A 26,131-nucleotide genomic window follows, 5' to 3' on the forward strand; every position below is an offset into this window, starting at 1 on the left:
GACATGGCACTGCCCTACGAGGACAGGCAGCAGCTGCAGGGCTACCGCTACACCAACGGCAAGCTCAAGGCCGACTTCGAGATCATCCGGACGCTGGCCCACAACCGCGGGGCCGACTGGACCGACAAGGCCAGCACGAGCCGTTCGAAGGTCGTGGGGACGACCCTGGACGCGTCCTCGTTCTCCGACATCCCTTCCTGCCGTGAGTTCGGCTCCGTGTACGCCGCGGCGAAGAAGATCTACGAGGAGACGCTCCAGGGCATCGAGCAGGACGTGAAGGACTACCAGGCCAAGCTCCTCCAGGTGGCCAAGCACCTCGAGGACCGGGACAACCAGGCGGGCGAGGTCTTCGCCGCCCTGGCCGCCCCGAACGCCGAGCCGGCGCTGCACAGCACCGAACGCAACACCAAGGCCAACGAGACCCAGGAGGCCCGCGACGCCGAGCGGCTCCAGGAGCAGGCGACGCAGGACGCCAACCGCGCGGGTGCCGACCACGCGTCCGGCGGGTCGGGTGCACAGGGCACCGACAACGCCGTGCCGCCGGCCAGCACCGACACCAGCGGCGACAACCTCGTCAACCCCGGGGGGCCGCCGGCCGCCCCGGAGGGCGACCAGTCCTTCCAGGCCTCTCGCTGACCGACGTCCCCGACCAGGAGGCACCACCCGTGACACCCACCCGCCGGATCGTGCGACCCGCCCTCGCGGCGGCAGTCGGCCTCGGCCTGCTCGCGGCGCCGGTGCTGGCGACCCCAGGGTCGGCGCTGGCGCCGTCCAGCGCCCGGGCGGCGAACCCGGCTCCGTGGTGGCCGTCCGCCATGGGCTTCGACGACCTCGCGAAGGCAGGGGCCACCGGCCAGGGCATCACCGTCGCGGTCCTCGACGGCACCATCGACCCGAACGCGGCAGACGTCAGGGGCAAGGTCGCCTCCGTCGCCACGCCCTGCAAGCAGAAGGCCACGGCCACGGGCGAGGACGCCGACCACGCCACCCAGATCGCGCAGGTCATCGTGGGGACCGGGGCCTCGTCCGGCGGCACCCCGGGCGTCAGGGGCATCGCGCCCAAGGTGACGCTGCGCCACTACAGCCTCGGCGTGGGTGACCCCAACCGGTGCCAGCTGTCGGTCGACGAGAACGCCACCGAGGCGATCCTCCCGGCGATGAAGCAGGCACTCAAGGACGGGGCGAAGGTCGTGAACCTGAGCTTCGGCGGCAGCGGCACCGACGACGACACCAAGCAGGCGGTGCTCATGGCGCAGCACGCCGGTGCCATCGTGGTCGCCGCGACCGGCGACGGGTTCCTCAGCTACCCCGCCGGCTACAACGGGGTCGTGGCCGTCAACGGCTGCGACCGCAAGGGACAGCTCGACCCCCGCGGCGCCAACGACCACGCCTACGGCATCGCGTTCTGCGCCCCCGGGATGGGGCTCGTCCTCGGCCAGCACCGGGGCAGCACCTGGGTGGGCCAGGGGGCGCTCGTCGACGGCACTTCGTACGCCGCGCCGCTCGTGGCCGGCGGCCTCGCCGCCTACTGGTCCAAGTACCCCCGCGCCACCGCCAACCAGGTCCTGCAGGCGGCGCTGCGCCACCCCGGGATGCGCCAGGGGACGAGCACCAACGGGACCAAGGGCTGGATCTACGCCTACCGGCGCGTCGGCTCGGGCTTCCCCACCATCCAGGACGCGTCGAGGACCGGCTTCGGGTGGGGCATCTTCGACCCGGCCGACCTCGTCGGCGTCGACCCGGCGACCTACCCGGACACCAACCCGCTGCTGCGGGCCGACCACCCGGTCGGCCCCACGGCGCAGGAGGTCGCCGCCGGGGCGCTCGGGGGCGGGCAGGCGTCGTCCACGCCGACCGCCACGGCGTCGAGCAGCAGCCGCACCACAGCGCCGGGCCGGACCCAGGCGCAGGGCAGCACGCAGGACCAGACGACCCCCGACCAGGGCATGCCCGCATGGGTGTGGGTCCTGCTCGCGGTCCTCGTCGTCGCCGCCGTGGGCGGCGCAGTCGCAGTCAGTCGCAGGGGAGCCGGGACGACCCCGGTGCACACAACAGGGGAGGAGAGCTGATGGGCGCCAAGGAAGCCGAGCTCAGGAAGATCAACCAGGCAGCCAAGGACATCGGGGTGCAGGCCCAGGAGTGGGACCTCGCCGCCGATGACATCGACCGCCTCGTCGAGAGCATCAAGTCGACCAAGAACGACCTCTCGATGGACTGGGAGGGCGAGGGCGCCACGGCTGCCTACGCCGCCATGGACACGTTGGTGACCAACCTCAAGGACCACGCCAAGGCCCTGCGGGAGGTCAACACCGCGCTCACCTCGGCCAACACCGCGGTCCAGACCGCGCAGACGGCCCTGGCGACCCAGGTGGAGACGGTCGACACGTCCCCGGACCGCCAGGCCTACGTGCGGCAGGAGGGCCTCGACGGCTCCGGGCCCGTCGGCAAGAAGTTCGACCAGGGCGCCTACGACGCGGCGGTCGCCCAGCAGGAGGCAGCCCGCGAGGCGGCTGCCGAGGCCGCCCTCAAGAAGCTCAAGGTCGACATGGCCGTCGCGACGCAGGCGCTGCCCGTCGACGCCAAGGACGACTACAACCGCAGCAGCACGACGCTGCCCCCCAGCGGCGGCAGTGGGGGATCCGGCGGTGGAGGCGGCGTGCCGTCCGGCGGTGGCACCGGCGGGACCGGGTACTCCGGCAGCAACGCGGGGCCCGTGCCGACCATCGGCTCCACGGGCTTCACCCCGACGGTCACCTGCACCGGGTACGAGCCCGTCACGCAGGACCCGACGCTTCCCCAGATCATCCCCGACGACGGCACCTACGACGGCCACGGCACGGTCGACTACGACTACTCGACCAGCGTCGACGGCACCGTCTCGGGCTCCGTCCCGTCCGGCACCGTCAACGGCACCACCTCCGCCGCCGGCCTCGGCGGCCAAAGTGGTGTGAGCGGCAGCTCGGGCCTGGCCGGTGCGGTCGGAGGCATCGGGATGGTCGCAGGCGGCGCGGGCCTCAGCGCCCTGCGCGGCGGTAGCGGCGGCCTCTCCGCCGCGACCCGAGCCGCCGGAGGAGCGGCCCGCGGTGCGCTCGGCGGCCTCGGCGGCACCTCTGCGGTGGCCGGGGGCACGGGCGCCGGCGGGGGAGCCGTTCCGGCCGGCGGCGGTGCGGGCGGCCGCGGGGGCATGGTCCCCGCGGGCGGTGGCGGTGCGTCGGGTGCGGGCGGCCGCGGCTCGACCCTCAGCGGCGCGTCCGCGTCGGGCAAGTACGGCGTGCCCAAGCTCGACGGCGCCCAGGGTGGTCGCAGCGGGACGTCGGTCGTCGGCGGTGGACAGGGCTCTGCCGCGGGTGGCCGCGGCTCGGGGGCTGCCTCCGGTCGTGGTGGGCGCGGTGGCGCCGTGGGCGCCGGTGGCGCCTCGGGCCGGGGCGGCTCGGAGGAGGAGAAGCGCGACCGGGAGTTCCTCACCCACGAGGACCAGGAGAACTGGTACGACGAGGCCGAGGCCAGCGACTCCGTCTGGGAGTAGGGCAGGCGGCGCCGGCCCGGCGGGCCTGGCTGGTCACGGGGTTCGCTCCGGGGATGGACACGGGCTGGACACGGACTCGGCACAGGGCTGGATACAAGGCTGGAACAGGGCTGGACAGACAGGGCTGGACAGACAGGGCTGGACAGACAGGGGGAGTAACGCATGGCACCGCAGATCAAGGTCGAGATCGCCCAGATGGACCTCATCGGGCAGGTCTTCGACCGGCAGCAGACCCACATGCAGGGCGTCGGGAGCTTCGTCCGGGCCAACTGCGGGGCCCAGGGCGCCTTCACAGGCGTCCTCGGGCTCCTCGAGGGGCACTACCGGGGGGCGTACGACGCCGGCACGCAGGGCATGTCCAACGGCGCGACCATCGCCGCAGTCTGCTCGGAGAAGACCGCCGCGACGCGCAGCACGTTCGTCGCCAGGGACCGTGCCGCCTACGAGCGGATCGCCGCCAAGCAGGGCATCAACGCACCGTACGAGGCGCCGCGTGGAGGCACCGTGCAGCCCGGTGCGCCGATCGGGGGCCCCGGGGGCGGCGGCAAGGGCGGTGGGCCGTTCGACTTCATGAAGCAGTTCAAGGACTGGGTGGGCACCGGCGACAAGCTGACCCAGCCGTTGCACAGCAACGTCAAGAACCTGTGGAAGGTCAAGGACCGCGACCACGACCTGGCCGACGCGACGGACCCGAAGTACTGGATCCAGCGCAAGATCACCCAGCGGTTCAACGACTGGTCCCACGGCATGGACGGCATGACGGCCACGGAGCGGGGCAACGAGCTACGGCGCCGCCAGCGCGAGGCCTACGAGAACGGCCAGGACTGGGCCCGCAACCACCTCCCCGGGCGCGAGGACGACCGCGGCTCGCGCAGCCCGGCCGCCGGGGCCATGACCGACAAGGACGCGGGCCGGTTCGGCACCGCGACCAAGGTGCTCCAGCTGCCCGGGGCTGTCGTGGGCGAGGCCGAGGGCCTGCACGACACGTGGGACCGGCTCCACGAGGTCGAGGACCAGCAGAACGCCGTGCGGCAGGCAGAGGCCGGGCCGAAGAACGACGGTGCCATCAAGTGGGCCACGAAGGACAAGGGAGGCACGTGGTGAGCGTCGTCGAGAAGGTCGACCCGTCGTCGTTGATGTGCACGCCCACCGTGCCGCCCGGTGACGACTTCGTCGAGGAGTTCGAGTCCAGCTGCGGCTTCCTGATCGGGCACCTGCTCGGGTTCTGCCGGTCGGCGTTCAACGTCGACCCCGTCTACGAGCTCGTCAAGCCGCTGTGCGGCGACTGGGGGCTGATGGGCCAGGCCCAGGCCGGCTGGGGCATCGCGGGCAAGATGTGCACCGGGGTGGGCGAGAACTTCACCGCGCTCAGCACCAACACCCTCGACGTCTGGGAAGGGGAGGCAGCTGACGCCTTCCGCACCCAGATGGTGACGCTGGGCAAGAACTACACGACGTACTCGGAGGGTTGCGACCTCATCGGCGAGCTCACGGGCAGCCTGATCGAGGTGGCCAAGTCGGCGGCCCTCGGGATCGGGACGCTCATCTCGTTCCTCAGCGACATCCTCGAGCGCCTCGTCATCGAGGCGTCGGTGCCGGTCGTGGGCTGGCTGGTCGGTGCTGCCGACATCGCCATCCACATCCGCAGCTTCTGGTCCAAGTTCGACCGCGCGATCACGCTGCTGCGCAGGGTCCTCGACGCGATCGAGAAGGCCATCGACGCCATCTACGCCGTCATCAACATCATGCACGCGATCAAGGTCGCGCTCGCCACGGTCGCGGGCACCGCAGCCGCCATCAACGCCACGCACATGGACGGCGCGGCCAGGAACCAGTTCGGGGTGTGAGCAGATGAGCGAGGCAGACCGCATGATCGCCCAGGTCCGGGCGATGCTCGGGGAGATCCAGAGCATCTCCGAGGACATCCAGAAGGAGACCCGCGAGGCGATCAAGGAGCACCAGGACTACCTCAGCAAGGCGGAGGAGGGCGACGAGGAGCGCGCGAAGAAGGCGCGCGCCGGCGAGCTCGGTCCCGACTGGCAGAAGATCCAGCGGCGGATCGACCTCGGGGAGACCTCGCCCGGCGCCATCGCCCTGGGCGCGGACGACTCGACCGCTGCGCAGAACCTGCGCCGCACCGCCGCCGAGCACACCGAGGCCATCGCGGAGTACCAGCGCGAGCAGCTCGACAGCGACGCGGACTCGGCGCAGGACCTGCAGGTGGCGTACGGCGCGGCCCAGGCCCACCTGCGCGAGATCCGCGAGCAGGTCGCCCGCATCCAGGCGCGGCCGCTGCCGACGCTGGACTGACCCGCCTGGCCGCGCCGCTGGTGCGGTGGGTCAGGCGGTGCGGCGCCGCGTCGGCTTGTCGTCCATGGCCTCGAGCTGGCTGCGGCGCCGGGTCAGCGCCGACACGCATGCCGCCTCGGTGAGCAGCACGGGCAGGAGCGCGACCGCCGACCAGCGCCAGGCGTCGTCGCGGTAGTCCGCCGGGTCGTAGCCCAGCGGCTGGATCCTGGGCACCGAGAGCCCCGTGGGGTCCTCGGTGAGCAGGTAGCGCTGGCCGACGGCGATGGTGGCGAAGGTGTAGTCGTTGACGCCGCGCTCGCCGATGGTCGACCAGGCCGTCGTCTCGGCCCCCTCTGCGTCGCGGACCCAGACACGGCTCGAGCCGTTGAACAACCGGTCCGACTGCGTGACGACGACCTCCCCGCGGGTCTGCACCACCTCGGTGGTCCACAGCCGGAAGCCCGCGTACTGGACCAGGAACGTCGCGAAGGGCACCAGGAGGAACAGCACGCACAGGGCCTTGAACGGCACCTTCGAGCTGACCTGCAGCAGCACGAGCCAGAACACGACCGCGGCGGCTGCGGTGAGCAGCAGGTTGACGCGCCCCGGGACCGTGTTGTGGTCGCCCACTCGCGGGTGCAGCGACCACCAGGTGGCGGCGAAGAGCGTCGCATGGGCCGCGAGGACGAGCAGGACCCGGCCCCACAGCCGCATGCCGCGGTAGGGCTTCTCGGCCGCGCCGCCCCGGGTGGTGCCGGCAGCGCCGTCGGCCGCCGAAGCCCTGTCGGATCGGTCGGGGCTGTCGTCCGTCGTACGGGTCAGGGGCTGTCCGTCGCTGCTCACGTCGCGCTCACCCGGAGGTCATCCGTCGCATGGCCTCGAACCCGTCGGCAGCCAGGGCCGCTGTCGGCAGGCTCAGCACGACCGCGAGGCCCTGGAGCATGTCGGCGAGGCGGGAGAGGCGCGTCGAGTGCCAGCCCCGGGCCAGGGCCATGGCTGAGGCGATGGCCACGACCCCGAGGACGACGGCGGACAGCACCAGCCCGAGACCGGCGCCGGTGCCGAGCCGCTGCCCCGCGGCATACGTGCCGAGCAGGGCTGCCGCGGCCGAGGCGGTGAGGAGGGCGAAGCGGGGGAGTCGGTCGCGGACGGTGCGGGACTGCAGGCCCATGGACGTCGTCACGGCGCCGCACAGGCCGACGGCGCCCCAGGCGGACCAGGCGGAGCGTCCCGGGGTGGCGACGAGCACCGCGAGGGCCACCGGGGCGACCAGGCAGGCCCAGACCGTGCCGGCCGCCACGGTCTCGCGGGCCGCGAGGAAGACGCCGTCGATCTCGGTGGGCCGCAGCCGGCGGAACCGCCCCCGTCGTTGCTCGCGGGCGGTCCAGATGGTCGTGGAGAGCCGCTCGACGTCGACGAGCTGCTCGTCCGGCACCTCGAAGCCCACAGAGGGCAGCAGCCGGGTGGCTGCCGGGACGAGGCCCGCAGCGACCGCCGCGACCGCGTAGGCCGGCCACCCCAGGACGACACCGACGACGCCGAGGGCCCCCACCCCCGCCAGGGTCGTCAGGGCCGCGCGGGACGCCCGGTCGGCCGGGCCACCGGTGATGCGGGCGACCCCCGCCAAGGTGGTGGCCAGGGTGCAGGCGGCGACCACGGCGATGCGCCCGGAGCTGGGGGAGTCGGCCACGGGCAGGGCGAGCCCGGCGCCGAAGCCGAACACGGGGGCGGCCAGCCGGGAGAGCCGCGCGGCGGGGGACCCGTCGGCGTCGGTCGCCAGGGCGAGCCCCGCGAGGAACAGAGCCCCCGCGGTGACGGCGGCTAGGACGACGTCCGGCGTCGAGTGGTCGCGGAACGCGCCGGTCCCGAGGAGCGCGACGGCGACCGCGGCCAGGCCGGCGCCAGACCAGCGAAGGAGGGTGTCGGTGGCGACGGGAGCCGTCGTCACCGCGGGGGACGTGGACACCGGCGCCGCAGCGCCCGACTCGACCGGGACGGCCAGCTCGTCGCGGCGCCGGGTGACCTCGCTCAGCTCTCGCCGGGCGATGGTCGCCTCCGACGGCGGCGTGTAGCGGCCGCCCTGGCCCTCGGGGGACCGGGCTCCACCGGCAACGGCCGAGCGGTCGAGGTTGAGGACGTCGCGCGTCACCTCGTGGGTGGTGGCCCGGATGACCGTCAGGAGCGTGCCCTCGGGCACGGCGTCGCCGAGGACCTCGCCCAGGGCGATGACCCGCCCGGCCGGGGTGGCCACGGCATAGGGGCTGTTGCGCGGGGCGATGCCCAGGGCGGCGAGCAGGTCGCCCACCTGCGCGTTGGCCGGCGCGACGAGGTCGTAGCGCCGGTCGTCGGCGAGCAGCGAGATACGGTGCGACGACTCGTCACTCACCCTCGGCCCTCCCCTTCTCGCGTCGCTCCCCAGCGGACTCCCCGCGAACAATAGTGCCTGATTGTCCCGTGAGTACGCGCCTGCGCCCTTCGTCCCGGTCGGACACGGTACGTTTGGCCTGCTGTGGACGTGAGCCGGCCGACGACGGGGGAGGCCAGGTGACACGGCGGGACGGGCCTACACGCCGAGGAGGGCGCACACCACCATGTCAGTGACCTTGCGGAGGGGACCTCGCGAAGAGGCGCCCGAAGTGCCTTCCGGCCGCATCGTGCTCCAGCCCCCTCCGGAGATCACGCCGAGCGAGGGCGCGAGCTCCCTGCTCATGAACGCCGTGCCGATGCTCGGCAGTGTGGGGTCGATCGCGTTCGTCGCCCTGTCCCAGCCCAGCGCCAAGGCCTACATCGCTGCCGGCATGTTCCTCATCGCCTCCCTCGGCTTCGTCGGGGTGAACGGCTACCGCCAGCGGCAGCAGCACGCCGCGGGGATCAGTGAGGCCCGCCGGGAGTACCTCGCCTACCTCGGCGAGGTCCGCGAGACCGTGCGGGAGGCGGCCAACCGCCAGCGCGCGGCCGCCCTGTGGAACAACCCCTCGCCCGAGGCCCTGGCCGCCCTCTGCGAGGAGCGCACCCGGGTCTGGGAGCGCTCGGCGAGCGACGACGACTTCCTACGGGTGCGGTTCGGCCGCACCAACCAGCCCCTGTGCATCACGCTCGAGGCACCGGACACCCCGCCGATGGCGCAGCTCGACCCGGTGGCCGCCTCGGCGCTGCACCGCCTGATGTCCACCCACCGCGTGCAGCCCGACCTCCCGGCGTCGGTGTCGCTGCCGTTCTTCTCGCGCCTCGAGGTGACGGGTGACGCCGAGCCCGTGCGCTCGCTGGCACGCGCCATCATGACCGCCGCGGCCGCGCAGCACGCCCCCGACCAGCTCCAGATCGCCGTGGTCACGGCCGCGGAGTCGCTGCCCGAGTGGGAGTGGGTCAAGTGGCTGCCGCACGCGCACAGCCAGCGTGAGCGGGACGGCGTCGGGCCGGCCCGGATGGTCGCCACCTCCCTCGCCGACCTCGAGCCGATGCTGCCGGCGGACCTGTCGGAGCGCCCGCGCTTCGGTCGCGCCGACCAGCGCACCCTGCCGCACGTGCTCATCGTCGTCGACGGCGGCGAGGTCCCGCCGGGCAACGCCATCGTCACCGACGAGGGCGTCATGGGCATCACCGTGCTGCACCTGCCCGAGCGGTGGGACGAGCTCGGCCAGGAGGGCCGGATGCGACTCGCCCTGGGCCAGCCGCAGCAGTCCGGCCCCTACGCCGGCCGGGTGCCGATGCAGATCATCACCGTCACCTCGGAGCCCGCGCAGGGCTTCGCCGACTCCCTCTCCATCGTTCAGGCCGAGGCGGCCGCGCGGCGGCTCGCACCCCTGTACGCGGGCGCGGAGCCCGAGCGCCGCGACGCCATGACCAGCTCGACCGAGCTCGTCGACCTCCTCGGGCTGGGGGACGTCCGCGACTACGACCCAGAGGCGGCGTGGCGCCCCCGGCTGCAGCGCGACCGGCTGCGCGTGCCCATCGGGCTCGGCGCGCAGGGGCAGGTCGTCTCCCTCGACATCAAGGAGTCCGCCCAGCAGGGCATGGGCCCGCACGGCCTGGTCATCGGTGCGACCGGCTCCGGCAAGTCCGAGGTCCTGCGCACCCTGGTCCTGGCGCTCGCGATGACGCACTCCTCGGAGGCCCTCAACTTCGTGCTCGTCGACTTCAAGGGCGGCGCGACCTTCTCCGGGATGGCCGACATGCCGCACGTCTCGGCGGTCATCACCAACCTCGGCCAGGAGCTCAGCCTCGTCGACCGCATGCAGGACGCCCTGCACGGTGAGATGGTCCGCCGCCAGGAGCTGCTGCGCTCGGCGGGCAACTTCGCCAACGTCACCGACTACGAGAAGGCCCGCGCCGCCGGAGCCGACCTCGAGCCGCTGCCCGCGCTCGTCATCGTCGCCGACGAGTTCAGCGAGCTGCTCAACGCGCGCCCCGAGTTCGTCGAGCTCTTCGTCGCGATCGGTCGCCTCGGCCGCTCGCTGTCGATGCACCTGCTGCTCGCCTCCCAGCGCCTGGAGGAAGGTCGCCTGCGCGGCCTCGAGTCGCACCTGTCCTACCGCCTCGGCCTGCGCACCTTCTCGGCCGCGGAGTCCCGCACCGTCATCGGTGTCCCCGACGCCTACGAGCTGCCGGCCGTCCCGGGTCTGGGCTACCTCAAGCCCGACCAGACGACGCTCATCAAGTTCAAGGCCGCATACGTCTCCGGCCCGCCGCCGGCCCGACGCCGGGCGGCCAGCGACCGGACGGGCGCCACCAACGACATCGTGCCGTTCTCGGCCGCACCGGTCCTTCGTCTCAACGACACCCCGGAGCCGCAGGTCATCGAGGCCGGACCGCGCGAGGACCGCGCGACCTTCGACATCGCGGTGTCCAAGATGCGCGGCAAGGGCCGTCCCGCCCACCAGGTGTGGCTGCCGCCGCTGGACGTCCCCGACGCCCTCGACACCCTGATGGGAGACCTCGCCCCGGACCCCGAGCTCGGCCTCGTCTCGCGCCGCTGGCGTGACGCCGGGTCGCTCGTCGTGCCGATCGGCATCGTCGACCGCCCGTTGGAGCAGCGCCGCGACACCCTCAGCGTCGGCCTCGGAGGCGCCGCCGGCCACGTGGCCATCGTGGGCGGGCCGCGCAGCGGCAAGAGCACCCTGGCCCGCACCCTGGTCACCTCGCTCGCGCTGACGACCACGCCGCTGGAGACCCAGTTCTACGTCCTCGACTTCGGCGGCGGCACCTTCTCGCCGCTGGTCAAGCTCGCCCACGTCGCGGGCGTGGCGAGCCGCAACGAGCCCGACGTCGTGCGCCGCACGCTCGCCGAGCTGCGCGGCATCGTCGACAAGCGCGAGGCCTACTTCCGCGCGCAGGGCATCGACTCGATCGAGACCTACCGGCGCCGGCGCGCAGAGGGACGGGCGGACGACGGGTACGGCGACGTGTTCCTCGTCGTCGACGGCTGGCCCACCATCCGCGCCGAGTTCGACGAGCTCGAGATGGAGATCCAGGAGCTCGCCGGCCGCGGCCTGACCTTCGGCCTGCACCTCGTGGCCACGACCAACCGCTGGATGGACTTCCGCAGCGCCGTCAAGGACGTCTTCGGCACCCGGCTCGAGCTGCGCCTCGGTGACCCGAGCGACTCCGAGATCGACCGCAAGGTCGCTGCCAACGTCCCCAAGGGACGCCCGGGCCGCGGCGTCGAGGCCACCCGGCACCACTTCCTGTCCGCCATCCCGCGCATCGACGGCAGCGGCGACGTCGGCAGCCTCGGCTCCGGTGTCGACGACATGGTCGACCGGGTCAACGCGGCGTGGCAGGGCCCGGCCGGCCCCAAGCTGCGCCTGCTGCCCGACGAGATCCGGCTGGACCGGGTCCGGGAGATGGCAGGTGCTGGCGACCGCCGCATCCTGCTCGGCATCGACGAGAGCAACCTCGCGCCGATCGGCCTCGACGTCGTGGAGGAGCCGCACCTCTACCTCTTCGGCGACAGCGACTCGGGCAAGACCGGCATGCTGCGCACCGTGGCTCACGAGGTGATGCGCCTCTACACGCCCGAGCAGGCGCAGATCTTCGCCGTCGACTACCGCCGGTCCCTGCTCGGGGAGATCCCCGACGAGTACCTGCGCGACTACTTCACGACCGAGGACCAGGCGCTCGCGAACATCCCGGAGCTCGCGGCATACCTGCGCAGCCGGCTGCCGGGCCCGGACGTGACGCCCGAGCAGCTCCGCAACCGGTCGTGGTGGAGCGGCGCCGAGGTGTTCGTCCTCGTCGACGACTACGACCTGGTCGTCACCTCGTCCGGCAGCCCGCTCGCCGCGCTGGTCCCGCTGCTCGCGCAGGCCGGCGACGTCGGGCTCCACCTCGTGCTGACCCGTCGCTCCGGCGGTGCGGCCCGCGCGTCGTACGAGCAGGTCATGCAGACGCTGCGCGACCTCGCGACCCCCGGGATCCTCCTGTCGGGCAGCCCCGACGAGGGTCCGCTCATCGGCAACATCAAGGCGGTGCCCGCGGTGCCCGGCCGTGGTCGCCTCGTGTCACGCGAGACCGGCAACAACGTCGTCCAGCTCGCGTGGACGCCGTCGAGGCACGGGTAGCAACCACTCAGCCGACGACCCCTAGGGTGGGCGCATGGAACCCGTCTACCGCACCGTGATCGGCGCCGCCCGCGGGCTCTTCGCCGCCCAGGGGCTCAAGATCCGCATCAACGGCCTCGAGAACGTGCCGCGGCTCGGTGGCGCCGTCATGGCGATCAACCACACCGGCTACTTCGACTTCACCTACGCCGGTCTCGTGGGGGTCGAGGTGGGGCGGCTGGTGCGGTTCATGGCCAAGCAGTCGATCTGGTCCAACCCGGTGGCAGGCCCGCTCATGACGGGTATGAAGCACATCCCCGTCGACCGCGAGGCCGGGACCGAGTCGTTCGCGACCGCGCTGTCGGCGCTGCGCCGTGGCGAGATCGTGGGCGTCTTCCCCGAGGCCACCATCTCGCGCTCCTTCGAGCTCAAGGCGTTCAAGTCGGGGGCGGCGCGGCTGGCGCAGGAGGCCGGGGTGCCGCTGCTGCCGACCACGATCTGGGGATCGCAGCGCGTGTGGACCAAGGGCCAGCCCAAGCGGATGGGCCGGCACGGGTTCCCCCTGCTCATCACCGTCGGCGCCCCGATCACCGTCGGCAAGGACGAGGACGCCGCCGCGGTCACCGAGCGCATGAAGGCGGTGATGCAGCTGCAGCTCGACGCCGACCAGGCGGCCTACCCGGCGTGGCCGGACTCTGAGAAGCACCTGCTGCCTGCGCGCCTCGGCGGTACGGCGCCCACCATCGAGGAGGCCGACGAGCTCGACCGCGTCGACCGCGCCAACCGGGTGCGCAGCCAGCGTCGCCGCTCCGGCTGAGCCTGCGGGCAGCGTCACCGCACACCCCCTAGGGTGAGTCGGGCAATACCGACACAAGGGGGAAAACACCATGAACCGACTCGTGACCACCATCGTGGGGCTGGGCGCCGTGGCCGCGCTCGCGGCCTGCTCAGGGGGCTCCGGCGGCTCGGCCGACACGACGGTGCAGGCCAGCCGGCCCGCCTCGAGCAGCAACGCTCCCAGCGGCTCCGGCTCCAGCTCGAGCAGCGCCGGCGCCGCGGCCGAGCTGCCCGACGGGTTCCCGCTCCCGGACGGGGCGAAGGCGCAGGGCGACGCCGTCCAGAGCGACACCCTCACCATCGCCGACTACACGGTGCCCGACGGCAAGAAGGCGTACGACGGCCTCGTCACGGCCCTGCCCGGTGCGGGCTGGGCCGTCAGCGCCAAGTCGTGGAGCGACTCGCTCGGGTCCGGCACCATCACGGCCTCGGGCAACGGCACCGAGGTCAAGCTGCTCGTCCTCGACAAGGACCTCAGCCTCAGCATCAAGAAGAGCTGACGCCTGCCGTCCGGCCCTACCGCGAACTCGTGGGGCCGGCGGCGTGGCCGGACACGGAGGAGCACCTGGTGCCACCGGGTCCGGCGTGGTGGCAATAGTCGTGGCGACTGGCTCCTCCTCGCCACCAGGACGGACGTCGCGCCAGTAGTGGTGGCGTGCGGCCCCCGGTCAGACGGGGTGGCCGAGGTGGGCCAGCGCCTGGCGCAGCAGGACGCCGTGGCCGTTGTCCATCTCGGCGAGCAGGCTGGGCGCCATGGCCTCCTGCGGCGTGAGCCAGGCCAGGTCGAGCGCGTCCTGCTGGGGTCGGCAGTCACCCTGCACGGGGACGACGAACGCGAGCGACACCGCGTGCTGGCGGGGGTCGTGGAACGGGGTGACACCCGGGGTCGGGAAGTACTCGGCCACGGTGAACGGCTGCGGGCTCGCCGGGAGCTGGGGGAGCGCCATCGGCCCGAGGTCCTTTTCCAGGTGGCGCACCAGCGCGTCACGCACCCGCTCGTGGTAGAGCACCCGACCCGAGACGAGCTCGCGGTTCATCTGCCCGTCGGAGGCCCGCAGGAGCAGCCCGACCGCGGTGAGGACGCCGCGGTCGTCGACCCGGACGGGTACGGCGTCGACGTAGAGGATCGGCACCCGCTGTCGTGCGGCGTCGAGCTCCTCGTGGGACAGCCAGGACTCACTGCGGTCGAGTTCGAGGTGGCTCATGTCCTCGTTTCTACCAGCCCGGTGGGGTTCGAGGCGTCGCCGCCCCACTGGCCGGAGCCGCTGCACCTGCCCGGCGGTGGGCCGCCGGAGCTGGGCGGACGCCCGTGAGGCGCTAGGACCAGTAGACGCGGCCGGGGTTGAGGATGCCTCGGGGGTCGAACAGCGCCTTGACCGCGCGCTGGCGCTCGAGCGAGGCAGCCCCCACCTCGTCGGGCAGCCAGCGGGCCTTGAGCGACCCGACCCCGTGCTCCCCGGTGATGGTGCCGCCCATCGAGAGGGTCACCGCGACGAGCTCGCCGAACGCCTCCTCCGCGCGGTGCCGGCTGGCCTCGTCGGCGGGGTCGTAGAAGAACGACGGGTGCAGGTTGCCGTCGCCGCCGTGCCCCGACATCGAGATCTCGACCCCGGTGCGCGCGGCGATCTCGTGGCCGGCGGTGATGAGCTCGGTCAGCCGCTGGACGGGCACGCACACGTCCTCGATGAAGTGGGTCCCCTTGGCCACGAGCCCGTGGTGCAGTGCCCGCCGCCCGGCGAGGAGGGCGTCGCTCTCCTGCGCGTCGTCGGCGACGGCGACCTCGGTGGCGCCCGCCGCCTCGAGCAGCCCGGCGTAGCGGGCGATGTCCTCCCCGGTGTGCCCCGGGCGGTCGGCCGACACGATGAGGACGGCGGCGCAGTCGCCGGGGAAGCCGAAGTCGGAGACGGCCTGCACGGCCGCGATGGACACGTCGTCGAGCAGCTCGAGCAGGCTCGGCCGGTGGCGCTCGCGGCGCAGCGCGACGATCGCGTCACTGGCCGCGGACAGCGAGCCGAACGTCGCGAGTGCCGTCAGGGCCGGGTCCGGGGCGGGCACGAGCTTGACGACGACCTCGGTGACCACGCCGAGGGTGCCCTCGGAGCCGACGAACAGCCCGGTCAGGTCGAGGCCCGCGACGCCCTTGGCGGTCCTGCGCCCGGTCCGGATGACCTCGCCGCCGGCGAGGACCACCTGCAGCCCTCGCACATAGTCGGCGGTGACGCCGTACTTGACGCAGCACAGGCCGCCGGCGTTGGTGGCGACGTTTCCGCCGATGGTGCAGAACGCCGACGACGCGGGGTCCGGTGGGTAGAACAGGCCCTCTGCGGCGGCGGCCGCCTTGAGGTCGGCGTTGAGGACCCCTGGCTGGACCACGGCCGTTGCCTCGACCGGGTCGAGCTCGGTGATGTCGGTGAGGCCCGCGAGGCTGAGGACGATGCCGCCGCGCAGGGCGACCGAGCCGCCGGCCAGCCCGCTGCGCGCACCCTGCGGCACGACGGGTGTGCCTGTGGCCTGCGCGTGCGTCAGCACGTCGACCACGTCGCCGAGGTCACGGGCGCGGACCACCTCGAAGGTGTCCGGCGCGATGGCACCCACGGACTCGTCGACGGCGTAGGTCGCCTTGACGTCCGGGTCGGTGACGGATCGGTCCAGCAGCGATGGTGGAAGGGTCACGCCGACAGCGTATGCCGCGGTGCCGGCTCGGGTTCGAGCCCCACCTCGGCGTCGAACCGCACCTCCGCGTCGAACGCCGCGCGCCGCGAGGCTCGTCGCAGGGTCGCGAGCACCGCACGGCCGGTGACGGCGATGAGGACGACGTTGGTGACGGCCCGCCCGACGTCCCACCAGGCCGAGGTCGCGAGGGAGAAGACTGCGAAGCGGCGCAGGTTGTCCCAGGGGGCGGCGCCGGGCACGAACGACAGGTGGCTGCCGAGTCCGGTCGAGAACGGCCAGAAGGAGAAGTTGAGGGCCACGCCGTACAGCAGCCCTGCCAGCGCGCCGTACACCGCCAGCAGCGGCACCTCCCACCGGTCGGGGACCCGCGGCAGCAGCCCCGCACCGAGCCCGACCCAGGCGGCGCCGAGCATCTGGTAGGGCAGCCACGGGCCGACCCCCCCGGTGACCAGGGCGGAGGCGAAGAGCGTGGTGGACCCCAGGACGAAACCGAAACCGGGACCGAAGACGCGGCCGCCGAGCACGAGGAGGAAGAAGACGGTCTCCAGGCCCGCGGTCCCGGCACCGAGCGGGCGCAGGGCCGCGCCGACCGCCGACAGGACGCCGAGCATCGCCACGGCCTTGACGTCGAGGCCGCCCTCGCTGATCTCGAAGAGCACCACCGCGAGCAGCAGGGGCAGCAGGAGGGCGAAGAGCAGCGGGGCGTCGGTGCTGTGTCCGAGGCGGGAGTCGGCACTGGCGAACAGCGGCCAGAGGAAGGCCAGCACGCCCACCACCGAGACCAGGAGCAGGGCGATGGTCGAGCGGGGGCGCAGGGCGACGGCGCCGAGGCGGGAGCCGTTCACCGTCTGCCTCCGAGCACGGGGTACGGCGCGGAGCCGCCGGCACCGCCGCCGGCCCCGCCGAGGTCGCGGGCACCATCGGCGGACGGGGGCGCGGCGAAGGCCCGGCGCACCTCCGCGACGGTGAGCAGGCGCTGGGGGGAGAGCACCTTGGCGACCTGCGGGGCGAACGCGGGGGAGTCGCACAGGACGTCACGGGCCCGGCCGTCGGCGACGACGGCACCACCGGCCATGACGACCGCGCGATCGGCGACGCCGGCGGCGAACTCGACGTCGTGGGTCGCGACGAGCACGGCGGCGCCGTCCTCCGCGAGGCGGCGCAGCAGGCGCGTCAAGGCTTCCTTGGCGGGGTAGTCGAGGCCACGGGTGGGTTCGTCGAGCAGCAGGACGTCCGGGGCGGCCGTGAGCTGCACGGCGACGACCAGGGCCAGGCGCTGCCCCTCGGAGAGGTCCCTCGGGTGGCGGTCGCCCGGGATCCCGGGCGCCAGGCGGTCGAGGTGGCCGCGGGCCGTTCCTGCGGGGGCCCGCGCCTCGTGGTCGGCCTGGCGGCACTCGGCGTCGACCGTGGCGAGGTAGAGCAGGTCACCGGCGCTCTGCGGGACGAGCCCGACGTGCCGACGCCGCTGCGCCGGTGACTCGCGGGACGGGTCGACCGTGGTGTCCCCGGCGCGGACCTCTACCGCCCCGGCGCTGCGCGGTCCGGTGCCGTGGAGCGCCCAGAGGAGCGAGGACTTGCCGGAGCCGTTACGACCCATGAGGGCGACCACCTCGCCGCCGGCCAGGCCCAGGTCGATGCCGTCGACGGCGGTGACGTCACCGTGGCGGACGCTGATGCCGAGTCCCTCGAGCAGGACCGGGGCGGCAGCCGGCGGTGCGGGTACGGCGGGACCCGGAGGCGGCGTGGACGTCTCCAGCGCGGTGCGCAGGTCGCGCGCCTCGCGCCGGGCTGCACGGACGGTGAGGGGAAGGGGGTCCCACCCGGCCCACCGGCCCAGGTGCACCACGGGCGGTGCCAGGGGCGCCGTGGCGAGCAGCGCCGCCGGCTCGCCGTCGGTGACGGTGCCGTCGTCGTGCACGAGCAGCAGGTGGTCGGCCAGCCCGACGATCCGCTCGAGCCGGTGCTCGGAGACCACCACGGTGAGCCCGAGGTCGTGCACCAGCCGCGACAGGGTCGCCAGCACCTCCTCGGCGCCGGCGGGGTCGAGGGCCGAGGTGGGCTCGTCGAGGACGAGGACACGGGGACCAGCGGTGAGGACCGACCCGATGGCCACGCGCTGCTGCTGGCCACCGGAGAGGTCGGACAGGGGGGCGTCGCGCAGGTCGGCGATCCCCAGCACGTCGAGCACCTCCTCGACCCGGCGCCGCATGGCGGTGGGGGCGACCGCGAGCTGCTCGAGGGTGTAGGCCAGCTCCTCCTCGACCGTGTCGGTGACGAACCCGGCCAGCGGGTCCTGGCGGACGACGCCCACGACGTCGGCCAGGTCGCGCGGCCGGTGGGTGCGTGTGTCCAGGCCCGCGACCGTGACCCTGCCCGAGAGGTGGCCACCGGTGAAGTGCGGGACCGTGCCGTTGACGGCGCCCAGCAGGGTGGACTTGCCGGCGCCGGTGCGCCCGGCCACGACGGCGAGCTCGCCCTCCTCGACCACGAACGACGCAGACCGCAGGGCCGGAGCCGGGCTGTCGGCGTACCGGACCGTCACCGCGTCGAAGACGACGGCCGGTGCGTGTGCGCCGCTCATCGGGTGCCCCTGACCGGGGGAGCAGGGGCGACGAACGCCGGCAGCGCCGCGGCGAGCAGGCCCACGACCGCGAGCAGCGGCAGCGCCGGCGGTCGCAACGGGGCGAGCGGCAGCACGACCGCGGACGGCTGGCGGTGGGCCACGAGCAGGACGAGGACCGCTGCGAGGATCCCCGAGCCCGCGACCAGCCACTCCGGCCAGGCCCAGGGGTCGGGCCGGTAGGCGGTCCGCTGCACGGCCCGGCCGCCGACTGCCAGCCCGACGCCGCAGAGCACGACCCCCGCGGCGAGCATGGGCAGGCCGACGGCGGCAGGAGCCGTCGCGTCGAGCAGCCCGTAGGTGCCGACCGCGGCCCCGAGCAGGCCGGTGAGCGTCAGGGCGCCGGTGAGGCGGCGGGCGCGGGCGGCCTGCTCGGGCCGGCGGCCGTAACCGCGCGAGTCCATGGCGGAGGCCAGCAGCAGCGACCGGTCGAGGGTGTCCTGGAGCACCGGCAGCGCCACGCGACCCACGGACCGCAGCCCGCGGCCGCCCTCACCGCGCAGCACCCGGGCGCGGCGGACGCGGTGCACGCTGTCGGCGAGCTGCGGTGCGACGGTGACCGAGATGACGACGGCGGTGCCGATCTCGTGGAGGGCGCCCGGGAGCGCCCGCAGCAGGCGCTTGGGGTTGGCCAGGGCGTTGGCCGCCCCGATGCACGCGATGAGCGAGGCGAGGCGCAGTCCCTCGACCGCCGCCGCCAGCAGCCCCTCCAGGTAGAGCGGTCCGAGCAGGGTGATGCCCGGGAGGTCGACGCTGGGCAGGGTGTAGAGCCGGGTCTGGCCGACCTTGTAGCCGACGAGCACGTGGAGCAGCACCCGCAGCACGACGATCCACGCCCCGAGGAGGAGGTAGAGGCGGAAGGCGCGGGCCCAGGGTGAGGAGCCGCGCCGCGCCGCGACGACCAGGGCGGCCACGCTCACGGCGAGCAGCAGCAGCAACGGGTTCGTCGTCCCCGAACAGGCCACGGCCAGCCCCACGGCCCACACCCACCACGCCACCGGGTGGAGGTGGCGAGGCAGGGCGGTGGGCAGCAGGGACGGCATGGTGGGTGGCGGTCAGCCGTGCGCGCGGCGGCGCAGGGTGAGGTACGCGGCACCGGCCCCGACCACACCGACGAGGCCCAGCCCGGCGAGCAGGGTCGTCGGCGAGCCACTGTCGTCGGTGGTTTCGGCCGCTTGGGGGGCCTGGTCGTCGCTGGTGGGGGAGGGCTGCCCGCCGGCGGAGGAGGCCGGCTGCCCCGGCGTCGCGGTCGCGGAGGTGGTGGCCCGCGTGGTGGCGGACCTCGTCGCCGTACCCGTCGTGCCCGAACCGTGCGTCGACGTGCCGGACCCGGGCGACGTGGCCGAGGTGCTGCGCGCCTGCGGGGTGGTGGCGCCCCGGCCCGGGGTGCCACCGCCGGTGGACGTGGGCTGCGGCGGAGTGCTTCGCGGCGTGCTGGACGTGCTCGACGGCGGCTTGGGCGTGGGGCTGGGGCTCGGCTTCGGGGTCGAGGTGGGAGTGGGCGCCGGCGGTGCGGAGCTCGGGGTTCCACCGGCGCCGAACGCGAAGCCGATCACGGTGCCGGGGGCCGGGTCGTAGCTCGCGACCCCGCTGCTGCTGTAGGTCCACGAACCCCCGCGAGGGGCGTGGAAGAACGCCCAGTACGCGTTGCCCGGGGGCATCCGGGGGCACGTCTGGGCAGGCACCTCGTTGATCTGGCAGACCACGGTCCCCTGGTACTGCGGCGGGTAGGTGACCGACGCGACCGAGGTCAGGACCCGGATGGCGCTCGAGGAGTCGGCGGCGCACAGGGTGGCCGACGAGGACCCGTAGTCGATGACCACGGTGACCCCGGTGGTCCCCGAGCAGGCCCCGGCGGCGGCCCGGGCGGCCCCACCCGGGAGGGTGAGGCCACCGGCCGCGACGAGGGCGGCGGCTGCGATGAGGCGGGCGAGGGCGCGGATCACGCGTGCGCGCCCTTGCGCCGGGCCAGGACCAGGGCGGCCGCACCCAGCAGGAGCAGGACCAGCCCGAGCAGGGCCGTCAGGGCGACGTCGGCCCCGGTGAAGGCGAGCGCGCCCGGTGCCGCCGAGGCCGCCGGCGTCGCGACCGGTGCGGCGGCCGCGGTGGTGCTGCCGGCCGGGGCGGTCGACGTCGTGGCGGTCGAGGTCGTCGACGTCGGGGCGGTCGGGCAGTCCTCTGCCGGGACCGCGGTGCTGGCGCCGTCGACGCTGACGCCGAGGAGGTCGCCGCCGGCCAGCCCCAGGGTGGCCTGCGGCGTGGCGCGCAGGGCCCGGTCGACCGCGTCGTCGAACGCGGTCTTCTGCTTGTCGGTCGTCGGGGTCGACGTGAGGATCGCGCGGTCCGCGGCAGTGAAGGCGACGCCGCCGCGCAGGCTCTCGTCGGCCCGGCAGTCGAGCTGCAGGGAGGCCAGGAAGCCCTGGGCCAGCGCGAGCTCGGCACGGCGGCCACCGGCCGCGAACGCCTGGGCCGCGACACCCGCGGTGTTGGCGTTGTACTGGCCGTCGCCGTTGAGGAACCCGCCGTTGGCGGCCTGCTTCCCGGCGAGGAACGCCAGGGCACGCGTGGCTGCCGCGTCGTCAGCGCCACGCAGGCCGGTCACGGCCTGGGCAGCGAAGGCCGTTGCGTCGAGGTCGCTCGTGCAGGCGCCCCCGGCTGCCGCGAGCTCGCCGCGGAAGCCGCCGTCGGTGCACTGCTGGGCCAGCAGGTAGTCGACGGCCTCCTTCGGCGCCGACCCCGTGGCCCGTCCGACGCCGATGATGTCGAGCGCCTGGCCGATGGTGTTGGAGTAGTCGCACGGGTCGTACCCGCAGCCGGTCACCGGGAGGTCGGAGTAGCGGCCGGGCTCGGCCGCGCCGAGCGAGGACTGCAGCTGCGCGAGCAGGTCGACGTGCTTCGGGCCGACGTCGCGAGGGTCGCCGCCGTGGGCGACGACGGCGACGAGCACCTTGCCGGTCGGGCCCGCGTAGAGCGAGGAGTAGTCGGTGCCGATGTAGCCGCCGACGTTCTTCCTCAGGTAGGCGAAGGCCGCATCGGCCTCGGTCCTCCCGAGGCCCGCCCCGTCGAGGCCGAGGATCGCGTCGACGGTGTTGCCTCCGTCGAAGGACTCGCCCCCGGGGTAGTTGTAGTGGTCCTCGTTGCCGGCGAGCGTGCGCACCATGAAGCCGGCGGCGTACCCCGCCTGCTCGGCGGTGCCGCCGGCGACGCGGGCCGAGCCCGCCCCGCTCGCGAGGCCGAACGGGACTGTCACGCCCATGGCCGTGTCCACCGAGGCCGAGGGGCTGGCGCTGCGGGCGCGGACCTTCGGAGCCGCCGTGGTCGTGCTCGACGTGGTGGTCGAGGCGGTGGTCGGCCCGGTGGTCGAGGCGGTGGTCGGCGGTGCGGTGGTGCTGGAGGGGCTCGTGGTCGAGCCGCTCGCGGTCGGGCCGGACGTCGTCGACGTGCCGGTCGTGGTGCCGGTGGACGACGTGCCGGACGTGGTGCTCGTGCTCGGCGGTGTGGTGGTCACCGGCGTGGTGGTGGGGTCGGTCGTGGCGGCGAACGCCGTGCCGGGCACGACCAGGCTGGCGGCGAGGGCCAGGGCGAACGCAGCGGCCGGACGGGCGCTGACAGTGGTGCGGTGCATGGTGCCTCTTCAATGCGAGCGGTGTCGCGACGGGTGCACCGGCACCTGGAGAAAGACAAGACCCCCGCGTCGCTCGCGCGACAACGGGGGGCGGCCTCGGACCTGGTGTCCGGGCTCCGCCCCGCGTACCTCGACGGAAATGGAGCCGCTCCGCGCTCCAGGCATTCCGGCTCGCCACCCTCGCGGGTGGCCTACGGTTGCGGGTCAGCGCCGGACTTGGACCGGCTTCCCCTGATGGCGCGTCGTGGTGTCACCCGAAGGCAACGGGCTCACCCTACACCTGCCCGCGCGGCCCACCGCCTGCTCGCGCGTGACCTCGCCCACGGCCCGCTAGACTGGCCCCACAGGCGTCGACCCGGCCATCACCGGTGAGCCTCCGGAAGAACAGGACCGCCGCGCGCGACGGTCCCCACTAGAACCGGACGGGTGGGCCCGTCATCGCCTTCGGCAAGAGCGGTCGTACGCCGCGTGCCCCCGGCACGCGACTGCGGCAAGCGAGGTGGCACCGCGGTGTCGCCGGGACAGCCCGGCGCCGTCGTCCTCGTGCGAAGCAGCACGAACGACGTGAGGACCGCCGACACCATGGCCTACCCCAAGGTCTCCAGCGCCACCCCAGGCAGCGACGCCGCCACCCCCGCACAGGGCGTGACCGCCTCCCCGAGGTTCCCCGAGATCGAGGAGCGCATCCTCAGGTACTGGGACGAGGACGGCACCTTCATCGCGTCGGTGGAGAACCGCTCGGCCGGCGAGGACGGCGACAACGAGTTCGTCTTCTACGACGGGCCTCCGTTCGCCAACGGTCTGCCCCACTACGGCCACCTGCTCACCGGCTACGTCAAGGACCTCATCCCGCGCTACCAGACGATGCGCGGCCGCCGGGTCGAGCGCCGGTTCGGCTGGGACACCCACGGGCTGCCCGCCGAGCTCGAGGCGATGAGCCAGCTCGGCATCAAGACCAAGGACGAGATCCTCGAGCTGGGCATCGAGAAGTTCAACGCGGCCTGCCGCAGCTCGGTGCTCAAGTACACCGACGAGTGGCGCGACTACGTCACCCGTCAGGCGCGCTGGGTCGACTTCGACCACGACTACAAGACGCTCGAGCCCGACTACATGGAGTCGGTCATCTGGGCGTTCAAGCAGCTGCACGACAAGGGCCTGGTCTACGAGGGCTTCCGCGTGCTGCCCTACTGCTGGAACGACCAGACGCCGCTGTCCAACCACGAGCTGAGGATGGACGACGACGTCTACCAGAACCGCCAGGACCCTGCGGTGACCGTGGGCCTGCGTCTGGAGACGGGCGAGCTGGCCCTGGTCTGGACGACCACGCCATGGACCCTGCCGGCGAACCTGGGGATCATGGTCGGGCCCGACATCGACTACGTCGTGGTGGAGTCCGACGTCACCGGCACGACGCAGCGCTACGTCATCGGTGAGGCGCGGCTCGCGGCCTACGCCAAGGACCTGTTCGGGCCGGACGAGAAGGATCCGCAGTCGAGGGTCGTCGAGCGGCTCAAGGGCAGCGACCTCGTCGGCCGCTCGTTCACGCCGCCCTTCGACTACTACCTCGGCCACGACAAGGCGCACCGCGTCTTCCCGGCAGAGTTCGTCACGACCGAGGACGGCACCGGGCTGGTCCACACCGCCGGCGCCTTCGGTGAGGAGGACAAGCTCGTCACCGACGCGGCCGGTATCGAGCCGGTGATCCCGGTCGGCCCGGACGGCTGCTTCACCTACCCGGTCACCGACTACGAGGGCGTGCAGGTCTTCGACGCCAACCCGATGGTCATCGAGCACCTCCGCAACCGCACGCGCGGTGAGGGGGAGACGGGTGCGGTGACCGAGGGCACGGTGCTGCTGCGCCGCGAGACCTACGACCACTCCTACCCGCACTGCTGGCGCTGCCGGCAGCCGCTGATCTACATGGCGGTCTCGAGCTGGTTCGTCGAGGTCACCAAGATCAAGGCGCGCATGCTCGAGCTCAACGAGCAGATCACCTGGGTGCCCGAGCACGTCAAGCACGGCCAGTTCGGCAAGTGGCTGGAGAACGCCCGCGACTGGTCGATCTCGCGAAACCGCTTCTGGGGCAGCCCGATCCCCGTCTGGAAGTCCGACAACCCCGAGTTCCCGCGCGTCGACGTGTACGGGTCGTTCGAGGAGCTCGAGCGCGACTTCGGTGTCGAGGTGAAGGACCTGCACCGGCCGTTCATCGACGAGCTGACTCGGCCCAACCCGGACGACCCGTCCGGGCAGTCGACCATGCGCCGGGTCGAGGACGTCCTGGACGTGTGGTTCGACTCCGGCTCCATGTCGTTCGCGCAGGTGCACTACCCGTTCGAGAACGCCGACTGGTTCGAGCACCACTTCCCGGGCGACTTCATCGTCGAGTACATCGGCCAGACGCGTGGCTGGTTCTACACGCTGCACATCCTCGCGACCGCGCTGTTCGACCGCCCGGCGTTCTCGTCGTGCGTGAGCCACGGCATCGTCCTGGGCTCCGACGGCCAGAAGATGAGCAAGTCGCTGCGCAACTACCCCGACGTGCGCGAGGTGTTCGACCGTGACGGGGCCGACGCCATGCGCTGGTTCCTCATGAGCAGCCCGATCCTGCGCGGCGGCAACCTCGTCGTCACGGAGCAGGGGATCCGTGACGGGGTGCGCCAGGTGCTCATCCCGCTGTGGAACACCTGGTACTTCTTCTCGTTGTACGCCAACGCCTTCAACGGTGGTGCGGGCTACGAGGCGAAGTGGTCGACGGCCTCCACCGACCCGCTCGACCGCTACCTGCTGGCCAAGCTCGGCCAGTACGTGCAGACGATGCAGGACCAGCTCGACGGCTACGAGGTGGCCAACGCCTGCGAGACGACGCGTGGGTTCCTCGACGTCGTCACCAACTGGTACGTCCGCCGTTCCCGCGAGCGGTTCTGGGACACCGGCGCCGGCGCGGGGACGGGCACTGGCGGGGGATCGGGGGCCGAGCAGGCCTTCGACACCCTCTACACCGCCCTCGAGGTGGTCTGCCGGGTCGCCGCACCGCTGCTGCCGCTGACCACGGAGGAGATCTGGCGCGGCCTGACCGGTGGGCGCTCGGTCCACCTCACCGACTGGCCGGACGCCACCGACCTGCCGCACGACGAGGCCCTCGTCGCAGGCATGGACCGTGCGCGCGAGGTCTGCTCCGTGGCGTCCTCACTGCGCAAGGCCAGTGGCCTGCGGACCCGTCTGCCGCTGGCCGACCTCACGGTCGTCGTCCCGGATGCGTTGTCCCTGAAGGACTTCGGCGCGATCGTCGCCGACGAGGTCAACGTCCGCACGGTGACGCTGCGCGACATCAGCGAGGCCAGCCAGTCCGACTTCGGCATCACGCAGCGGCTCACGGTCAACGCCCGCGCTGCCGGCCCCCGACTGGGACGCGACGTGCAGCAGGCCATCAAGGGCAGCAAGTCCGGCGACTGGTCGGTGGCCGAGGACGGCACCGTCACCTCCGGCGGGCTCGCCCTCGTCGAGGGCGAGTACACCCTCGAGACGGTGGTCGACGCCGGCGCCCAGGGCGGGTCGCAGGCCACGGCGATGCTGCCCGGTGGCGGGTTCGTCGTGCTCGACACAGAGGTGACGCCCGAGCTCGCCCAGGAGGGCCTGGCCCGGGACGTCGTCCGCGCCGTGCAGCAGGCTCGCCGCGACGCGGGGCTCGAGGTCACCGACCGCATCTCGCTGACGGTCACGGGCAGCCAGGCGGTGTGGGAGGCCACGGTCGCCCACCAGTCGCTGATCGTCGAGGAGACGCTCGCCACCCAGTTCGGCAGCGCGCCGCAGCTGGAGGCGCTGCCCGAGCGGGCGGACGTCGCCCAGGCGACCGTCGGCGACGGTGAGCCCGTGCGCATCAAGGTGATGAAGCTGGGCTGACGCGCAGCGGTACGGCGCGGCGGCCGGGCGACCGGCTCCGCGCCGTACCCAGCCGTCGCGCGGCACCGGGGTCTTTGAGGGATCCGGCGGGTCCAGGCCCGCCGGATCCCGCAAAGACCGCC

At 73.3% G+C, this 26,131-nt stretch carries 19 protein-coding genes; 10 read left to right on the plus strand and 9 right to left on the minus strand.

Features of this window, described 5'->3' with window-relative positions:
- Window positions 1-3: 3 nt before the first annotated feature.
- From ABEA42_RS17435 to ABEA42_RS17460, 6 genes are all read left to right on the plus strand, one after another.
- On the plus strand, window positions 4-636 hold the full coding sequence (locus ABEA42_RS17435) for a hypothetical protein (RefSeq protein ID WP_345505150.1): 633 nt from the start codon (window positions 4-6) through the stop codon (window positions 634-636).
- A gap of 29 nt (window positions 637-665) precedes the next feature.
- Complete coding sequence (locus ABEA42_RS17440) at window positions 666-2,069, plus strand: S8 family peptidase (RefSeq protein ID WP_345505151.1); 1,404 nt, start codon at window positions 666-668, stop codon at window positions 2,067-2,069.
- Window positions 2,069-3,526: a WXG100 family type VII secretion target gene (locus tag ABEA42_RS17445; RefSeq protein WP_345505152.1), complete on the plus strand. Its 1,458-nt coding sequence runs from the start codon at window positions 2,069-2,071 to the stop codon at window positions 3,524-3,526. Before ABEA42_RS17440 ends, ABEA42_RS17445 begins: the two co-directional genes overlap by 1 nt.
- Before the next feature lie 162 nt (window positions 3,527-3,688).
- On the plus strand, window positions 3,689-4,630 hold the full coding sequence (locus tag ABEA42_RS17450) for a hypothetical protein (RefSeq protein WP_345505153.1): 942 nt from the start codon (window positions 3,689-3,691) through the stop codon (window positions 4,628-4,630).
- On the plus strand, window positions 4,627-5,373 hold the full coding sequence (locus ABEA42_RS17455) for a hypothetical protein (protein ID WP_345505154.1): 747 nt from the start codon (window positions 4,627-4,629) through the stop codon (window positions 5,371-5,373). The genes ABEA42_RS17450 and ABEA42_RS17455 overlap by 4 nt, the downstream gene beginning before the upstream one ends.
- 4 nt (window positions 5,374-5,377) lie before the next feature.
- A complete protein-coding gene (locus ABEA42_RS17460) occupies window positions 5,378-5,836 on the plus strand; it encodes a hypothetical protein (protein WP_345505155.1) in 459 nt (152 codons plus the stop codon).
- A 30-nt stretch (window positions 5,837-5,866) separates the two neighbouring features.
- Here the strand turns inward: ABEA42_RS17460 and ABEA42_RS17465 are convergent, their stop codons facing one another.
- Window positions 5,867-6,658 (minus strand): hypothetical protein, encoded by a 792-nt coding sequence (locus tag ABEA42_RS17465; protein ID WP_345505156.1) that lies wholly within the window; start codon window positions 6,656-6,658, stop codon window positions 5,867-5,869.
- 7 nt (window positions 6,659-6,665) lie between these two features.
- Window positions 6,666-8,201, minus strand: coding sequence for a ubiquitin family protein (locus ABEA42_RS17470; RefSeq protein ID WP_345505157.1), 1,536 nt, complete (start codon window positions 8,199-8,201; stop codon window positions 6,666-6,668).
- A 250-nt stretch (window positions 8,202-8,451) separates the two neighbouring features.
- On the opposite strand from ABEA42_RS17470, the gene eccCa reads away from it, so the two are divergent.
- The 3 genes from eccCa to ABEA42_RS17485 all read left to right on the plus strand — a co-directional run bounded on the left by eccCa (window position 8,452) and on the right by ABEA42_RS17485 (window position 13,691).
- The gene (gene eccCa / locus ABEA42_RS17475) at window positions 8,452-12,375 is read left to right on the plus strand and encodes a type VII secretion protein EccCa (RefSeq protein ID WP_345505158.1); all 3,924 of its coding nucleotides are present in this window, start codon (window positions 8,452-8,454) and stop codon (window positions 12,373-12,375) included.
- Window positions 12,376-12,409: 34 nt separating this feature from the next.
- On the plus strand, window positions 12,410-13,171 hold the full coding sequence (locus ABEA42_RS17480) for a lysophospholipid acyltransferase family protein (protein WP_345505159.1): 762 nt from the start codon (window positions 12,410-12,412) through the stop codon (window positions 13,169-13,171).
- A 70-nt stretch (window positions 13,172-13,241) separates the two neighbouring features.
- On the plus strand, window positions 13,242-13,691 hold the full coding sequence (locus ABEA42_RS17485; protein ID WP_345505160.1) for a hypothetical protein: 450 nt from the start codon (window positions 13,242-13,244) through the stop codon (window positions 13,689-13,691).
- A gap of 168 nt (window positions 13,692-13,859) precedes the next feature.
- On the opposite strand, the gene ABEA42_RS17490 is transcribed toward ABEA42_RS17485, so the two are convergent.
- The 7 genes from ABEA42_RS17490 to ABEA42_RS17520 form a co-directional block, all read right to left on the minus strand.
- Window positions 13,860-14,396 carry an NUDIX hydrolase family protein gene (locus ABEA42_RS17490; protein WP_345505161.1) on the minus strand — a complete coding sequence of 179 codons (537 nt, stop codon included), beginning with the start codon at window positions 14,394-14,396 and terminating at the stop codon, window positions 13,860-13,862.
- Window positions 14,397-14,508: 112 nt separating this feature from the next.
- Window positions 14,509-15,864: an FAD-binding oxidoreductase gene (locus tag ABEA42_RS17495; protein WP_345505162.1), complete on the minus strand. Its 1,356-nt coding sequence runs from the start codon at window positions 15,862-15,864 to the stop codon at window positions 14,509-14,511.
- Complete coding sequence (locus ABEA42_RS17500) at window positions 15,861-16,709, minus strand: ECF transporter S component (RefSeq protein WP_345505163.1); 849 nt, start codon at window positions 16,707-16,709, stop codon at window positions 15,861-15,863. The genes ABEA42_RS17495 and ABEA42_RS17500 overlap by 4 nt, the downstream gene beginning before the upstream one ends.
- On the minus strand, window positions 16,706-18,445 hold the full coding sequence (locus ABEA42_RS17505) for an ABC transporter ATP-binding protein (RefSeq protein WP_345505164.1): 1,740 nt from the start codon (window positions 18,443-18,445) through the stop codon (window positions 16,706-16,708). The genes ABEA42_RS17500 and ABEA42_RS17505 overlap by 4 nt, the downstream gene beginning before the upstream one ends.
- Window positions 18,442-19,527 carry an energy-coupling factor transporter transmembrane component T gene (locus tag ABEA42_RS17510; RefSeq protein ID WP_345505165.1) on the minus strand — a complete coding sequence of 362 codons (1,086 nt, stop codon included), beginning with the start codon at window positions 19,525-19,527 and terminating at the stop codon, window positions 18,442-18,444. Before ABEA42_RS17510 ends, ABEA42_RS17505 begins: the two co-directional genes overlap by 4 nt.
- Before the next feature lie 12 nt (window positions 19,528-19,539).
- Window positions 19,540-20,430 carry a hypothetical protein gene (locus ABEA42_RS17515; protein ID WP_345505166.1) on the minus strand — a complete coding sequence of 297 codons (891 nt, stop codon included), beginning with the start codon at window positions 20,428-20,430 and terminating at the stop codon, window positions 19,540-19,542.
- Window positions 20,427-22,109: a hypothetical protein gene (locus ABEA42_RS17520; RefSeq protein ID WP_345505167.1), complete on the minus strand. Its 1,683-nt coding sequence runs from the start codon at window positions 22,107-22,109 to the stop codon at window positions 20,427-20,429. Before ABEA42_RS17520 ends, ABEA42_RS17515 begins: the two co-directional genes overlap by 4 nt.
- A 582-nt stretch (window positions 22,110-22,691) precedes the next feature.
- Between ABEA42_RS17520 and ileS the strand changes: the two genes are divergently transcribed.
- Complete coding sequence (ileS, locus tag ABEA42_RS17525; RefSeq protein ID WP_345505353.1) at window positions 22,692-26,009, plus strand: isoleucine--tRNA ligase; 3,318 nt, start codon at window positions 22,692-22,694, stop codon at window positions 26,007-26,009.
- Window positions 26,010-26,131: the final 122 nt, after the last annotated feature.

This window comes from Pedococcus ginsenosidimutans (genome assembly GCF_039544395.1).
GTDB lineage: Bacteria > Actinomycetota > Actinomycetes > Actinomycetales > Dermatophilaceae > Pedococcus > Pedococcus ginsenosidimutans.

Coding starts and splice junctions, on each gene's coding strand:
- ABEA42_RS17490 (WP_345505161.1), bottom strand. CDS start 14,396: ATGAGCCACCTCGAACTCGACCGCAGTGAGTCCTGGCTGTCCCACGAG.
- ABEA42_RS17485 (WP_345505160.1), top strand. CDS start 13,242: ATGAACCGACTCGTGACCACCATCGTGGGGCTGGGCGCCGTGGCCGCG.
- ABEA42_RS17460 (WP_345505155.1), top strand. CDS start 5,378: ATGAGCGAGGCAGACCGCATGATCGCCCAGGTCCGGGCGATGCTCGGG.
- ABEA42_RS17510 (WP_345505165.1), bottom strand. CDS start 19,527: ATGCCGTCCCTGCTGCCCACCGCCCTGCCTCGCCACCTCCACCCGGTG.
- ABEA42_RS17480 (WP_345505159.1), top strand. CDS start 12,410: ATGGAACCCGTCTACCGCACCGTGATCGGCGCCGCCCGCGGGCTCTTC.
- ABEA42_RS17520 (WP_345505167.1), bottom strand. CDS start 22,109: ATGCACCGCACCACTGTCAGCGCCCGTCCGGCCGCTGCGTTCGCCCTG.
- ABEA42_RS17505 (WP_345505164.1), bottom strand. CDS start 18,445: ATGAGCGGCGCACACGCACCGGCCGTCGTCTTCGACGCGGTGACGGTC.
- ABEA42_RS17450 (WP_345505153.1), top strand. CDS start 3,689: ATGGCACCGCAGATCAAGGTCGAGATCGCCCAGATGGACCTCATCGGG.
- ABEA42_RS17445 (WP_345505152.1), top strand. CDS start 2,069: ATGGGCGCCAAGGAAGCCGAGCTCAGGAAGATCAACCAGGCAGCCAAG.
- ABEA42_RS17435 (WP_345505150.1), top strand. CDS start 4: ATGGCACTGCCCTACGAGGACAGGCAGCAGCTGCAGGGCTACCGCTAC.
- ileS (WP_345505353.1), top strand. CDS start 22,692: ATGGCCTACCCCAAGGTCTCCAGCGCCACCCCAGGCAGCGACGCCGCC.